The organism is Actinokineospora diospyrosa, assembly GCF_024171925.1.
Taxonomy (GTDB): Bacteria; Actinomycetota; Actinomycetes; order Mycobacteriales; family Pseudonocardiaceae; genus Actinokineospora; species Actinokineospora diospyrosa.
Genome location: NZ_JAMTCO010000005.1, coordinates 60185 through 74292, shown reverse-complemented (window position 1 = coordinate 74292; position 14108 = coordinate 60185). Strand labels below are relative to the sequence as shown.

Sequence of the window (14108 nt, the reverse complement as noted above, 5' to 3'; positions counted from 1 at the left end):
GGTAACTACCCGGGTGCCCGCCCGTTCCCATCTTCGCCCTACTGGAACTGTCCCTAGTAGAGGGTCGCCTATCCCAGGGTCAGTGCCAGGTCGTCGAGGACGAACGAGGTCTGCAGGTTGCTGTCCTCGCTGCCCGCGAACTTCAACGTCACCGTCTGCCCTGCCAGCGACGAGACGTCGTAGGTCTTCTGCACGTAGCCCGCGGCCTTGTTCGTGTTGGAGAACGAGGCGACGGTGGTGGAGCCGAGGCTGACCACGAGCTTGTCGTAGGCCAGGTTCTCGGTCTCGGCCGAGTCGACGTGCAGGTAGAAGCTCAGCGTCGCCCGGCACCCGGTCGGGATGGTGACCGACTGGGAGACGGTGTCGGTGTGCGCCGAGCCCCAGCCACCGAGCCAGGACGACTGGGTGCCGCTGCGAGCGGGCTCGCGGTAGCTGGTCCAGTTGCCGATGGTGGTGTTCGGGTCGGTCCAGTTGGTCTTGCCCGACTCGAAGCCCGGGTTCAGGATCTTCTGGCCGGAGCAGCCGCCGGGGGGCTGGGTCGTGGTGGTCGGCGGGGTGCTCGTGGTGGGCGGAGTGCTCGTGGTCGGCGGGGTCGACGACGTGGTCGGCGGCGTGGTGGTCGTGCTGCTCGGCGGCGTGGTGCCACCGGTGCAGGTCGGGTCACCGGACTGCGCCGGAACGCTCACCGCGTCCCAGGCCGCCTTGACGGCGTTGAACTCCGCGCAGCTGCCCTGGTACAGGTTCTTGGCCGCGGTCAGCGTCCAGGTGCGGTACTTCAGGTAGGAGCTGGACGAGGTCTTCAGCTGGACCGCGCCGTGCATGATCTTGATGGCCTTCTGGATGCCGATGCCCTGCAGCGTGGTGTTGTTGCAGGTCGGGCTGACCGGCTGGCCGTTGCTCGGGTTCGAGCCCTCGGCGAGCAGGTAGAACCAGTGGTTGCCCGGGCCCGCGGCCGCGTGCACCTCCATGTTGGGCACGCTGCTGGAGTAGCAGTTGGGGTCGCTGCCGTGCAGGGAGGGCTTGTACATGTAGCGGATCGGGCCGGAGCCGACGAGGTTGGTGTCCTCGCCCATGATGTAGTCGGGCTCGTCGTAGGCCGAGGGCTCGTTGGCGAACCACTCGGTCGCGGTGCCGAAGGTGTCACCGATGAACTCCTGGGTGCCACCGCCGGAGAAGCCGCCGGAGCCGGAGTGGTCGTCGATGCCGTGGCCCATCTCGTGGCCCAGGATGTCGAGCGAGCCGACCCACTGGCCCTGCGGGTTGTGGCCGAGGTTCACGTACGCCGGGCGCGAGGAGTAGTAGTACGCGTTCTGCTCGTCCAGGCCGACGTTGATCTTCCAGGCGCCGCCCTGGCCGTCGAAGCTGTTGCGGCCGACCCACTGCGAGAGCATCTTGTTCTCGGTCTGGGCGACGAACAGCGCGTCGGCGCAGCCGGTCTCCTTGTTGGTCGCGGTGCCGTTGCCCCACGAGTCGTCGGAGCCGGAGAAGACCGAGCCGGAGCTGTAGTCGCGGCAGTCGAGACCGGTGATGCTGGGGTCCTTGAGCGAGTACGTGCTGCCGGACTTGGTGGTGTTGAGCGGCAGGTTCGGCCCGTTCCAGTAGCCGGTGCCGGTGCCCTCCGCGAGGTGCTCGACGGTGCGCAGCACGCGGCCGTCCTGGGCGTCGACGTAGACGCTGAGCGCGCTGAGGTGCCCGTGCTCGTCCTTGCCGATGACGTTGCTCTCGTAGGCGAGGCGGCCGCTGCCCTCGGCGACGACGACCTTGCGGCCCGCGCCGTTGGACTTGCCACCGGTGACCTGCTTGAGCGCGATCGCGTCCGCGCCCGCCTGCGACAGCTTGGCGGTGGTGACGTCGACCTCGCCGAGGGTGTTGTCCTGGGCGACGGAGGTGGCCTTCACGGTGCCCTGGTTGTCGGTGGCGACCACGAAGTCACCGCCGATCACCTCGAGCTCCTTGTAGGTCCGGTTGTAGGCGACGTAGTTGAGGCCACCGGCTGAGCGGACGGCCTTCTGCACGAACTTGTCCTTGCCGCTGGCGTGCAGCGCGGCTGGCGGGTTGGCCACCAGCGCCGCGACGGCGTTGGTGGCGTTGGCCTCCGCCTGGGCGGCGGTGGTGGTGGTCGCGGGCTGGGACTGGGTGTTCGGGACCGCGATGGCGGTTCCGACGACGACCAATCCCGCGGCGATCGCGCCGCCGACGGCGAGCAGGCGATGTGCCGGCTTCATGGTGCTCCTTTCCCAGGTCTCATGTGGACGGGAAATCCACAGCAGGGAAACCTGGAAAACGCAGGGATGAACATTGGCGTCGAACGCTAACCCCGCGCCGGAAGCTGAACCAGCACCTTCACACGCTCAAATCTTCACACGGCGAACGTGTGAAAGCGCAGGTCAAAGCGGACATATCTACCCTTTTGGGTCAATTTATTAACAATCGGGCCGTAGTCGAAGTCCGATTTCCACTTATTCATAGAATAACCTCAGAATGGCCAGCCGGTGATCCACTGCGCGGCCGCGCGGGCATCACCGATCATCATCGCCACCACGACGAGCAGCACCGTGGTCACCCGTGCGAGCACCATGAGCGCACCTCCTCACATCGCCTCACATCGCCTCACACCGCTAGAAGTGCGCAGACGCTAGTTGGCGCCCCGGCGGGCTTCAAGGGCGCTGACCGAGGCGTTATCTAGACTCGGCCGCTATGACGGTGGTCGACCTGTTCGCCGGGCCCGGGGGGCTCGACGTCGCCGCGCGGTGGCTCGGGGTGCCCGCGGTGGGCATCGAGTGGGACCGCAACGCCTGCGCGACCAGGGCGGCGGCCGGTCTGGCGACCGTGGTTGGCGACGTCCGCGACTACGGGCCGGCCGACTTCCCCGAGGCCACGGTGCTGGCGGGCGGGCCGCCGTGCCAGACGTACACGGTGGCCGGGGGCGGGGCGGGGCGGCGGGCGCTGGAGCGGGTGCTGGGGTTCGTGAAGCGGATGGCGGCCGGTGAAGATGTGATCGACGAGCTGTCCGGGCTCTCCGGCCTCGACGATGAGCGGACGGCGTTGGTGCTGGAACCGCTGCGGTGGGCGCTGACCGCGCACCGGTTGGGCCGCCCGTACGAGGCGATCGTGTTGGAACAGGTACAGGCAGTGCTGCCGGTGTGGTCGGCGGTGGCCGAGGCGCTCGCGGGGATCGGCTACCGGTCGGACCACGGGATCCTGCACACCGAGGAGTTCGGTGTGCCCCAAACCCGGCGCCGGGCCATCTTGATCGCCCGCCTCGACCGGCAACCGTCCTTGCCGCGGCCAACGCACCAGCGTTACCGCAAAGGCGCCGCCGCCGAACCGGGCGCATGGCGGTCAATGGGCGAGGCCCTCGACCGACCGGGCCCCTTCGTAGTCATCTCCAACTACGGCACCGGCGGCGACCCCAAAGCCCGCGGCCGGCGCACCTCAGCCGAACCCGCCGCAACCGTAACCGGCAAAATCTCCCGCAACCGCCTAACAACCCCAGACGGCACAGAACTCCCCCGCTTCACCCCCGCAGAAGCCGGCCGCCTACAAACCTTCCCCCCCAACTACCCCTGGTCCGGCGGCGACATCCCCCAACAAATAGGCAACGCAATCCCACCCCGCCTGGCCGCCCACGTCCTCGGTGCCGCCTTGGGGATCCCGGTGGACGAGGCCGCGCTGGATCAGTTCGTGACGCCGCGGCCGCCGACGAACCGCAACACGGCGTAGACCGGCAGACCCAGCCCGAGCGCGACACCGATGACGGACCTGGCCAGCAGCACCACACCGGGCTCGGTGTCGAAGCACAGCCCGATCAGGCTGACCAGGCAGAACAGGTAGAACGCCACCACCAGGCCCAGGCCGACGGCGGGTGCGGCGGTGCCCGCGGCTCCCCGGCCCGGGCGGCGCACAGCGGTGACACCCTCGCCCACCAGGTAGGCGTTGAGGCTCAGGCCGAAGACGACCCCGGCCAGCAGGGTCAGGTTGTCCAGTGCCGCAGGCAGTCGGATGTCGAGCACGATGCCCGCGAGGGCCACCACGGCGAGCGGGAACGACGCCGCGATGACGACCTCGGCCCAGCGCCAGAAGGTTTCCCGGTCGGCCAACTCCTGCTCCCCCATGCCACCGATCGTATCCGCGGGATGGCCACCAGCCGGTTCAGGCGGGATGAACGAGGATGGTCGGCGGAGGTGGGCGGATGCTGGAAGCCGGGTTCTGGGGTTTGGTGGCCGGGTCGGCGCTGGTGGTCGGGGCGCTGCTGGGGTACCTGGTGCGGGTCGCCGCGGGGGTGGTGGCTGGGGTGATGGCGTTCGGCAGCGGGGTGCTGATCTCGGCGGTGTCGTTCGAGTTGATCGCCGAGGCGCACGAGCGGGGTGGGATCGTGCCGACCGCGGTGGGCGCGCTCATCGGGGCGAGTGTCTACACAGGAGCGAACGTCCTGCTGGCCAGGCGTGGTGCGCAGCACCGGAAGCGTTCGGGCGGGCAGACCTCGGAGGCGGAGCAGGCTGGTTCGGGGACGGCGATCGCGCTGGGGGCGTTGCTGGACGGGATCCCGGAGTCGATCGTCATCGGTACGAGCCTGGTCGGCGGGGGCGGGGTGAGCGCGGTGACGGTGGCCGCGGTGTTCATCTCGAACGTCCCAGAAGGACTCTCCAGCGCGGCGGGCATGCGGGCCGCGGGACGCACCCGGAAGTACGTTTTCGTTCTGTGGAGCGGGATCGCGGTGATCAGCGCGCTGTCGGCCGTCTTCGGGTACGCCGTCGCCGGTGGCCTGTCCCCCGCGGTCCTCGCCGCGATCACGGCGCTGGCGGGCGGCGCGATCCTGTGCATGGTCGCCGACACGATGATCCCGGAAGCGTTCGCCGGTACCCGGCTGTGGATCGGGCTGGTCACGGTGATCGGGTTCCTGACCGCGTTCGGCTTGTCGCACGCCTGACGGGCCGCCCCAACTCGAGGGCGGCCCGTCAGGTCATCGAGCTACTTCACCCAGCCCGGCAATCCAGGCTGCGGGCCGACCGGGCGCGGCAGCGACGGCGCCGCGGCGATCGACGGGCCGACAGGCGGTTCGACCGCGGCACAGCGGGTTCCGTCGCGCGGGGTGCGCAGCGTGAACAGGTAGGTGTCGGAGACCCCGATGGTGCACTCCGAGCGCGGGTACACGCCGTGGCCCCAGCCCTCGTAGGTCACCAGCACGGTGGTGTCGCGGCTCTGCCGGTGCGCGTTGACCGCCCAGTCGTAGCCGGTCGCCGGGTCGTGCAGCGCGTTGAGCATCAGGATCTTCGGCGCGTTGGTGATGTTCAGGTCGTGCTGCGGGTTGGTCGCGGCGGGCATGCCGATGCAGCCCACGGTCGCGACGTGGCCGAGCGCGGAACCGCGCATGTGCGGCGCGAGCCGGTTGGCCCGGTCGGTGAGCGCGGCGTATTCCCGGTAGTCCTTCACCCGGATCGCCCAGTCCTTGCAGAACACGCTGTTGAACGGGTTCTCGATGAGCTCCTCGGTGCCGTAGGCGGCCCGCTGGGGCACGGTGGTGTCGAGCGAGACGAGCACCTGGGCCAGCAGCGACCAGTCAGGCCCGTAGAAGGACGAGAACGTGAACCGGCTGATCTCCTGCGCGGTGACCTTGCGGGTCGGGTCGTCGGGGTCGGCGATCTCGCCCCGGTCGGCCTTGAGCAGCAGCTGGTCCCACCACTTGGCGACGTCCTTGCCGTGCAGGGCGCAACTGGTGGTCCGCTCGCACCAGCGGACGAACTCGCGGAAGGAGTCCTCCGCGGTCGCCGCGCTGACCGCGGAGAAGCGGGCGGTGCCCGCGCTGTGGTCCATGTTCGAGTCGATCACCATGGCCCGCAGGTTGCGGCCGAACTCCTCGGCGTACTGCTGGCCGATGAGCGTGCCGTAGGAGACGCCGAAGTAGTTGATCTTCCGCTCGCCCAGCGCCACCCGCAGCGCGTCGATGTCGCGCACGACCGACTTGGTGTCGGCGTAGTCGGCCATCGGCCCGGAGTGCTTGCGGCAGTCCGCGGCCAACTCCCGGTTGAAAGCCCCCAGCGCGTCGAACTCCCGCTGGTTGGTCGGGTAGAGGGAGGGCTGCTTCAGCGCCAACTCGAGCGAGCACTTCACCGGCTGGCTGCGCGCCACCCCGCGCGGGTCGAACCCGATGATGTCGAAGCGCGCCAACACGTCCGGGCTGAAGAACTGCTCGGCCCCCAGCGCGAAGTCGACCCCGGACCCGCCGGGGCCACCCGGGTTGATGATGAGGACCCCGATCCGCTTGCGCGGGTCGGTCGCCTTGCGCCTGGCCACCGCCAGGTCGAACTTCTCCCCCTTCGGTTTGGCCCAGTTGATCGGTAACCGGAGCGTGCCGCAGTCGGCCGAGGCCACCTCCGCGCACGGCACCCAGTCGATCCGCCCCCCAGCCCCGGCGGTTTGCGCGCCCGCGATCGACGCACCCCCTGCCACCATCGCGACGGCGGCGGCTAAGACGCCTGCCGTTCGGATCAAAGACCGCACAGGTCCCCTCCCAGTGTCTGTCCACAGTGTTCATTCGCCCACTCGGGCAAGGCGAACGCTCCCAGAGCCGTTGTGCGCGTCACAACCTGCTGGAGGAGGACACCGTGATCACACCGTGGAATGACACCCACCGGTCCCGGGCCTTAAGGCACCCCCGACGCCATCCGGCCCAGGTATGTCGGCTAGCGCGCGATGACCGACGTGCGGCCCAGGTCGTGCACCTCGGTCGCAGCCATGATCACCACATACGGATTGCGGCTGAACCGACCCGTGCGGGCTTCCCTGCGGAAAGTGGTGGACAGGAACCAGAGGCCGATGACGGCCGCAGCGGCACCCAGCGCCCACCCCGGGGCGAGACCGAGCGTGGACAGCACGACGATCGCGACCAAGCCCGTCCAGGCGGGCACGACCAACGCTATCGGCAACCGCGGTCCGCTTTCCGCGGCCGCGGCGGCGGTCGCCGCGGGGAACTCCCGCCAGTCCTGGCGCGTGAAGCGGAGATCGTTCGCCGCGGCTGCGAGCAGGAGGAGGCGCAGCCGGGACGGGATCCGTTGGTAGAGCGCGGCACCGCGGTGCCCGTCGACGGCGTTGAGCGCGATCTCCTCCACGGCCGCGAGCGTGTCGCGGTCGGGCGCGGACTCGACGTGCCAGTACGACCGGAGCGCGGCGTACCAGCCGGATGGCTCCGGATGTTCGCTGACCCTGATCGCACGGCTGACCAGACCGAGCAGCATGACCGGGCGCACGAGGCCGTCCGCGAGGGTGAGCAACGGGATCGCGAGGCGGGGGTCGACCACATCGATGTCCAGATCAGTGGCGCCCCCGCACAGGAGCGCTACGCGAGCGGCGACGACGCCCGCGGTCCGGGGCGAGCGGTCCTGGAACGGCGCCCACACCCACGCCATGTCCGGCGTGTCCGCGTCCGCGGGTAATTCAGCGTCAGCGAGCGCGGCCTCGATCTCCGGAATCCGGAGCAACCACATGAAGTGCCAAGCCACGCGATGCGCCTGAGGCCGCCAGAGCATGGGGGCGAGCACGAGCGCGGCTGCCGGGGTACCGATCTCGGCGAGCAGGTCGACCTCCGCCTCGGCGCCCAGCAGCGGCACGGCGAGGTCACCCATGGACACCAGCGCTGCCCTGGCATCGGCATCGGGGAGCCGGTTGACCAGGATCTTCGCTGCGCGCGGGAGTTTCGTCGCCGCCAAGGCCCGGCAGGCGGACGGACCCGATCGCCCCTCGAGGAACTGGAAGACCCGCCTGCCCCGGTCGTTGGGGACGGCGGCGACCAGCCCGAACGCCGCCATGGTCGCCGCGTCCAGATCGGAGTTGGCCACGAACAGCGCGGTGAAGTGCGCGGTGACCATCGTGGCGACCTCGTCGTTGACCACCTGCGCGTCCGCGAGGCATTCGAACGCCAGTACCTGGTCGTCCTCGAAGATCTCGGCGATAAGCGGACCGGCGTTCGCGCTGACCGCCCCGCACCACAGCTTCACCACCTCCCGCCAGTCGGCCGGGTTGGCGCGGTAGGCGTCCAGCAGCGCGGTCGGGTTCTGCTCGTACGCCACCGCCGCCAGGTATTCCTGCAGGCTGAGGTGGGCGAACATATAGGCGCTGCCACCGTCGAGGCGCAGAAGGAGTCCGCTGCGGTCGACGATCTCCTCCAGGACCTGGTTGGCGTCGGACTCCTTGACGCCGATGGTCGGGCTGACCCGGGTGATCTCGGCTAGCACGTCCTCGTAGCGCAGGGTCCGCCGGTCGACGGCGTTGGCCGGGACGGCTTGGGCGGCCAGCGCGAGGTGCTTGAGCAGCGCCTTCTTCTGCGGCCCCTTGAACTGGTTGCGACTGTCCTTGAGCCTGCGCAGCAGGATGTCGGTCACCTCGCCGTAGAACTCGGCGCGGGAGTGCGGCAGCACGATGCGGGTCTCGTCCTTGCCGCCGTAGAGGTAGGCGATCATGGTGAGCAGCAACGGGTTCTGCGCCAACTGCATGATCCGCGGCGCGTCGCGCAGGGCCGCCATCAGCCGCTCGGCGTCGAGGGCGTCGGGGATGCCCGGCCACTGGGTGAGGAACCGGCGGATCGCCCGGTCGTCGAAATCGGCGATGTGGAAGCGCGCGGTGATCTCGGGGGCGAGGTCCTGGTCGTAGATCGCGGTCCGGCAGGTCACCACGACCTGGCACTCGGGGTAGCGCGCGGCGAAGGCCCGCAAGTGCCCGGCGACGCGGGCCCGCTCCGCCGAGGCCACCTCGTCCAAGCCGTCGAACAGCACGCTGAGGCTGCCGTCGCGCAGGGCGCGGGCGACGAAGCGCTCCGGCCTGGCGAACCCGTCCTCGCTGAACTGGGCGATGATCTGCTGCTCGGGGGTGTCGGCGAACCGGTGCAGTTCCAACAGGACCGGGACCTTCTGACCACGCCGCCAGGTCGTGTCCCGCGCCCAGGTCAGCATCGAGTGGCGCAGCAGCATGGTCTTCCCGGCGCCCGGACGCCCCAGCACAACGGCGCGCCGGGCCGACTTGAGCCGCTCATAGGCGTCGGCACCCGCGTCGGTCTGCTCCGAAGTGCGCAGCGGCACGTACACCTTGGCGGCATCGAGCCCCTCGTCCGGCATGAACAGCACCGGCAGGCTCGCGTACCGCAGCGCCACCCGTTCCCGGTACTCCCGCAACGCCCGAGCCCGCACCACCCGCGTCCCGGCCAGCCGCGTCGCCAACCACCCGAGCAGCCGGGCGACCAACTCCGGCACCCACTTCTTGGCCGTCTCCCACACCAGCAACAACGCGACAGCCGCAACCACCCAACCCCACGGCGACGAGGTCAGGCGAGCCAGGTTGTCGATGCTCATCACCGCTGTGATCGCGATCAACGCCCCGACCGCTACCCGCTCGTGCCCCCACCCACCCGAAGCCCCGCGACAGCCCTAAGACCCACCCCACCCCGCTCCCCACGCACGCGGGTCGGGGGCGCAGCCCCCACCCTCTCCGGGGGGCGGCCCCAGGGCCAGTCTACTAGGCCCCACCGACAGTGGATCTTGAAAGCGGGGGCGCGAAGATCTACATGTGGATAACTTCTGTCGCTGAAACGGGTGAATATCTGGGCGGCGTGGTGGCGTTGACCTGGGGATGTCCAAACAGGGCGGCCCGTGGCCAGGCGCGCGAGCCGAAGTCATTCGCGGGTGATCAAATTGGCGCCGGATCCGCAGTGGCAGCGAATCCGCGGCGAGCGACTGGCCTGACAGCGGCCGAAGTTGCTGCGCCACCGCACACACCAGCCAGGCAACCCTGCCCGCCGCCACAGCTCGCGGCAGCCTAACCCCGCCCCCGCAACGCTTCCCCCCGCACGCGGGTCCGGGGCGCAGCCCCCACCCTCTCCGGGGGGCGGCCCCGGTGCCAGTCTACCGGGCCCCACCGACAGTGGATCTTGAAAGCGCGGGCGCGAAGATCCACATGTGGATAACTTCTGTCGCTGGAACGGGTGAACGTCGGGGCGGCATGGTGGCGCTGACCTGGGGATGTCGACACGGGACGGCCCGTGATCAAGCGTGCGAGCCGAAGTCGTTCCCGGGTGATCAAGTAGGCGCCAGATCCGCGGCGGCGGCTGAAGTAGCGGCTCCCCTGCGCGCAACCAGCGCGGCGGCACAGGATCTGCGGCGGCTGAAACGGCGGCGCCACCGCACGCACCAGTCCTGCCCGCAGCCACAGCTCGCGGCAGCCTAAGCCCGCCCCCACAACGCTCCCCGCACGCGCGGGTCGGGGGCGCAGCCCCCACCCTCACCGGGGGGCGGCCCCAGGGCCAGTCTACTAGGCCCCACCGACAGTGGATCTTGGGAAACCCCACCCGAAGATCCACATGTGGATAACTTCTGTCCCTGGAACGGGTGAACCCGAACAGGGCGAAGCGGGGTGGGACCAAGAGGTCCCACCCCGCTTCTAAGGCACTACCTGCTCAGTTGTCCTGCCCGGTCAGCTGGTCTGCAGTGCCACGTCGTCGATGAGGAAGCTCGTCTGGAGGGACGCGTCCTCGACGCCGTTGAACTTGATGGTGACCGACTGGCCCGCGAACTGGCCGACGTTGATGGTGCGCTGGATGTAGCCACCACCGGCGTTGGTGTTCGAGTAGCTGGCGATCGTGGTGCTGTTCGCGGTCACGGTCAAGCGGTCGTAGACCACGTTCTCGGTCTCCGCGGTGGTGATCTTCAGCCAGTAGGTCAGCGTGGAGTTGGTGCAACCCGCCGGGATGGTGACGGTCTGCGCCGCGCTGTCGGTCCGGGTGGAGCCCCAGCCGTTCAGCCACGCCTTCCAGGAACCGGTGCGGGCCGCTTCCTGCGCCGAGCTGTCGCGCACGCCCGAGGTGGTGGTCCACGGGGTGGTGCCGGACTCGAAGCCACCGTTGACGATGACGTTCGAACCGGTGCAGGTGCCCGGGTTGCCGCCGCCGACGGTCAGGGTGAACGTCGCAGAGCGGGTGGCGCTACCGACACCGGAGATGGTGATCGGGTAGGTGCCGTTGGCCACCGAGGAACCGACGTTGATGGTCGCGGTGGACGACGAACCGGTCTGCACCGAGCTCGGGCTGAAGGACACGGTGACGCCGGTGGGGGCGCCCGCGGCCGACAGGGTGACGTTCTGCGCCGAACCAGAGGTGGTCTGGGTCGCCACGGTGGTGGTGGTCGAGCCACCCGGCTGCACGGAGGCCGAGGTCGGGTTCAACGACACGGAGAAGTCGTTGGTCGGCGTCGGCGTGGTGCTGACGGCCTGCTTCCAGATCGCGTAGGCGACACCGTCGGCGGACCGGTTGAGGTGGGTGGCGCTGATGTTGTTCACCGTGTCGCAGGAGCTGTGGTAGCAGGGGTCGTAGGCACCGTTCGCGGTACCGCCCCACTTCTGCGCCTGGGCCGAGGTCTTGCGGGCCGAGGCACCACTCGCGTAACCGGAGGACGGGATGCCCGCGTTCTGGAACGAGTAGTCGTCGGAGCGGCCAGCGCCCTCGACGTTCTCCTCGGGAGCCAGGTTCAGCGAGGTCCAGTACTCCTTCAGCGGGGTGGCGACAGCGGTGTTGATGTTGTTGATGAAGTAGCCGCCGTTGACCGAGGCCACCATGTCGAAGTTGTAGTAACCCTTGATCTGCGACCGCTGGGCCGAGGTCAGCTGGTTCACGTAGAACTTCGAGCCGTTGAGGCCCTGCTCCTCGTCAGTCCACCAACCGAAGCGCACGTGCTTGGCCATGGTCGGGTTCTTGGCGGCGAGCTGGAGCGCGACCTCGAGCAGGGTCGCCGAGCCCGAGGCGTTGTCGTTGATGCCGGGGCCAGCGGCCACACCGTCGAGGTGGGCACCGAACATGTAGGTCTGGGCGGTGTCGCCACCGGGCCAGTCCGCGATCAGGTTGTTCGAGCGGTAGGTGCAGCCGGAGGAGCAGGTCTGCTCGACCACGGTGTAGCCCGCGGCCTGCAGCTTGCCCTTGATGTACGCGACGGAGGCGGTGTAACCCGCGCTACCGGCGCGGCGGTTGCCACCGTTCTGCGACGCGATGGTGCCGAACTGCGAGATGTGGGCCTGAACAGCGGCCACGTCGATGTCCGGCGCGGTCGGGTTCGGGTCCGGGCCGGTACCGGTCACGGTCAGGCTGTAGGTCGCGGTGTGGCTGGTGGCGCCAGCCGCGGTCACGGTGATCGTGTAGGTGCCGTTGGCCACCGAGGAACCGACAGCGACGGTCGCGGTGGAGGAGGCGCCGGTCTGCACCGAGGTCGGCGAGAACGACACGGTCACGCCCGAGGGCTGGCCCGAGGCGGACAGGTTCACGTTCTGCGCCGAACCCGAGGTGGTCTGGGTCGCGACGGAGAAGGTGCCCGAGTTGCCCTTCTGGATGGAGCCCGAGGACGGGTTCAGCGACAGGCTGAACTCGTTGCCGCCGGACGGGGTGCAGGTCGGCTCACCGGTCTGCGCGGGCAGCGTGATGGCGTCCCAGGCGGCCTTGGTCTTGTTGTACAGACCGCAGGTCGCGTCCAGGTTCTTCGCCGAGGTGAGGGTGGCGATCCGGTACTTGCGGTGGGTCATGCCCGAGGTCTTCAGCAGCATGCCGCCGTAGAAGATCTTGCCCGCGGTCTGGATGCCGACACCGGTCAGCGTGGTGTTGTTGCAGGTCGGGCTGTTCGGCTTGCCGCCGCCCGGGTTGGTGCCCTCAGCCAGCAGGTAGAACCAGTGGTTGAGCGGGCCAGCCGCCTTGTGCACCTCGGTGTTGGGGATCGAGGAGCTGTAGCAGTTCGGGTCGTTGTTGACCAGCGACGGCTGGTACATGTTGCGGATCGGGCCGTTGCCGACGAGGTTGATCGTCTCGCCGACGAGGTAGTCCGCGGGGTCCTTCGGGTTGTTGGCGTAGGCCTCGGTCAGGGCGCCGAAGATGTCACCGGTCGCCTCACCGAGCCCGGCCTCCGAGGAGGTACCACCGGGGGTGTTCTGGTCCAGGCCGTGGCCGTACTCGTGGCCGACGACGTCCATACCGGCGATCCACTTGTTCGAGCCGTTGCGGCCGATGGTGACGGTCGAGCCGTCCCAGTAGGCGTTCTGCTCGTTCAAGCCGACCTTCGCGGGCCAGCTGCGGCCGGAGCCGTTGTGGCCGTTGCGGCCCAGCCAGTCGCGGAGCATGTTCCACTCCTGCTGGGCGCCGTAGAGCAGGTCGCCGCAGCCGGTCTCCTTCGAGGTGGCGTTGCCGGTGCCCCAGGAGTCCGACGACTTCGAGAAGACGGTGTTGTTGCTGTAGTCCGCGCACTGCAGACCCGGGCGGTTCGGGTCGACCATGCGGTAGGTGCCACCGGAGTTGGTGGTGTCGATGTTGACGTTGCCGTTCCACTCGCTGTTGAGCGTGCCGTGGGCGGCGTCCTCGACCTTGTCCAGGACCGCGCCGCTGTTGGCGTCGACCCAGACGGTCAGGTGGCTCGGGCCACCCTCCTTGGTGTTGCCGACGACCAGGTGTTCCCAGGCGAGCGCGGGGGCGTCGTTGGTGACCTTGACGACCAGGCGGCTCGACTCGACCTTGGTGGTCTTGCCCTGCAGACCGCGGGAGGTCTGCTCGGCGGCGGCCTTGGTCACGCGGGCGGTGGTGGACGGGACGGCCACCTTCGCCTTGGTCGCGGCCATGACGGCCTGCACACGACCCTGGCCGTCGGCCAGGACGGTGGCGTCGCCGCCGACGACCGGCAGGCCGCGGTAGCTGCGCTGGTAGCTGACTGAGTAGAGGTCGTTGAAGAACGGGTTGACCAGGTCGCGGGAGTAGGCCTCGTCCGGGCCCTTCGCCAGCGCGTCCAGACCGCTGTTGGCAGCCCGGTCAGCCGCGGAGATCGCCAGCGCCTGGCGGTCCTGGCCTTGGGCTTGCTGGTCCTGACTGGCGAACACCGGACTGACGGTCACCGCGACCGCCGTCCCGGCGAGCACGGCGAGGGCGACACCAGCCGCCATCGTTCTGCGCTTCATCGGAATGCTCCTTTGTGCAGGGTTGCGCACGGCACGACCGGCTCCCGCCTCGTGGGCAGAACACCGCAGCAGGGGAGGAATAGGACAGCACCGAGCGCGGTGAAGCATCAGATCTGGTCAAGCAACAGTCAAGGCAAACCAAAGTC

Annotated in this window: 7 protein-coding genes; 2 read left to right on the top strand and 5 right to left on the bottom strand. The window is 69.2% G+C overall.

Annotated elements, in window-relative coordinates; translation table 11 throughout:
- Nucleotides 1–68: 68 nt before the first annotated feature.
- On the bottom strand, nt 69–2225 hold the full coding sequence (locus tag LV75_RS09750; RefSeq protein ID WP_253886491.1) for a M4 family metallopeptidase: 2157 nt from the start codon (nt 2223–2225) through the stop codon (nt 69–71).
- A 472-nt stretch (nt 2226–2697) separates the two neighbouring features.
- Between LV75_RS09750 and LV75_RS09745 the strand changes: the two genes are divergently transcribed.
- Nucleotides 2698–3723, top strand: coding sequence for a DNA cytosine methyltransferase (locus LV75_RS09745; protein ID WP_253886490.1), 1026 nt, complete (start codon nt 2698–2700; stop codon nt 3721–3723).
- Here the strand turns inward: LV75_RS09745 and LV75_RS09740 are convergent.
- Nucleotides 3678–4115, bottom strand: a complete 438-nt coding sequence (locus LV75_RS09740; protein ID WP_253886489.1) for a hypothetical protein — start codon at nt 4113–4115, stop codon at nt 3678–3680. The genes LV75_RS09745 and LV75_RS09740 overlap by 46 nt on opposite strands.
- Nucleotides 4116–4192: 77 nt before the next feature.
- Here LV75_RS09740 and LV75_RS09735 point away from each other — a divergent pair, with 77 nt between their 5' ends.
- Nucleotides 4193–4930, top strand: coding sequence for a ZIP family metal transporter (locus LV75_RS09735; protein ID WP_253886488.1), 738 nt, complete (start codon nt 4193–4195; stop codon nt 4928–4930).
- Nucleotides 4931–4971: 41 nt separating this feature from the next.
- On the opposite strand, the gene LV75_RS09730 is transcribed toward LV75_RS09735, so the two are convergent.
- The 3 genes from LV75_RS09730 to LV75_RS09720 all read right to left on the bottom strand — a co-directional run bounded on the left by LV75_RS09730 (nt 4972) and on the right by LV75_RS09720 (nt 13962).
- The gene (locus tag LV75_RS09730; protein WP_253886487.1) at nt 4972–6501 is read right to left on the bottom strand and encodes an alpha/beta fold hydrolase; all 1530 of its coding nucleotides are present in this window, start codon (nt 6499–6501) and stop codon (nt 4972–4974) included.
- A 182-nt stretch (nt 6502–6683) separates the two neighbouring features.
- Nucleotides 6684–9341: an NACHT domain-containing protein gene (locus LV75_RS09725; protein ID WP_253886486.1), complete on the bottom strand. Its 2658-nt coding sequence runs from the start codon at nt 9339–9341 to the stop codon at nt 6684–6686.
- Nucleotides 9342–10458: 1117 nt separating this feature from the next.
- Nucleotides 10459–13962 (bottom strand): M20/M25/M40 family metallo-hydrolase, encoded by a 3504-nt coding sequence (locus tag LV75_RS09720; protein WP_253886485.1) that lies wholly within the window; start codon nt 13960–13962, stop codon nt 10459–10461.
- Between the last annotated feature and the right edge of the window lie 146 nt (nt 13963–14108).

What these genes read in the sequence shown, in the direction of transcription:
- LV75_RS09750 (WP_253886491.1), bottom strand. Translation starts at nt 2,225, where the DNA reads ATGAAGCCGGCACATCGCCTGCTCGCCGTCGGCGGCGCGATCGCCGCG.
- LV75_RS09745 (WP_253886490.1), top strand. Translation starts at nt 2,698, where the DNA reads ATGACGGTGGTCGACCTGTTCGCCGGGCCCGGGGGGCTCGACGTCGCC.
- LV75_RS09740 (WP_253886489.1), bottom strand. Translation starts at nt 4,115, where the DNA reads ATGGGGGAGCAGGAGTTGGCCGACCGGGAAACCTTCTGGCGCTGGGCC.
- LV75_RS09735 (WP_253886488.1), top strand. Translation starts at nt 4,193, where the DNA reads ATGCTGGAAGCCGGGTTCTGGGGTTTGGTGGCCGGGTCGGCGCTGGTG.
- LV75_RS09725 (WP_253886486.1), bottom strand. Translation starts at nt 9,341, where the DNA reads ATGAGCATCGACAACCTGGCTCGCCTGACCTCGTCGCCGTGGGGTTGG.
- LV75_RS09720 (WP_253886485.1), bottom strand. Translation starts at nt 13,962, where the DNA reads ATGAAGCGCAGAACGATGGCGGCTGGTGTCGCCCTCGCCGTGCTCGCC.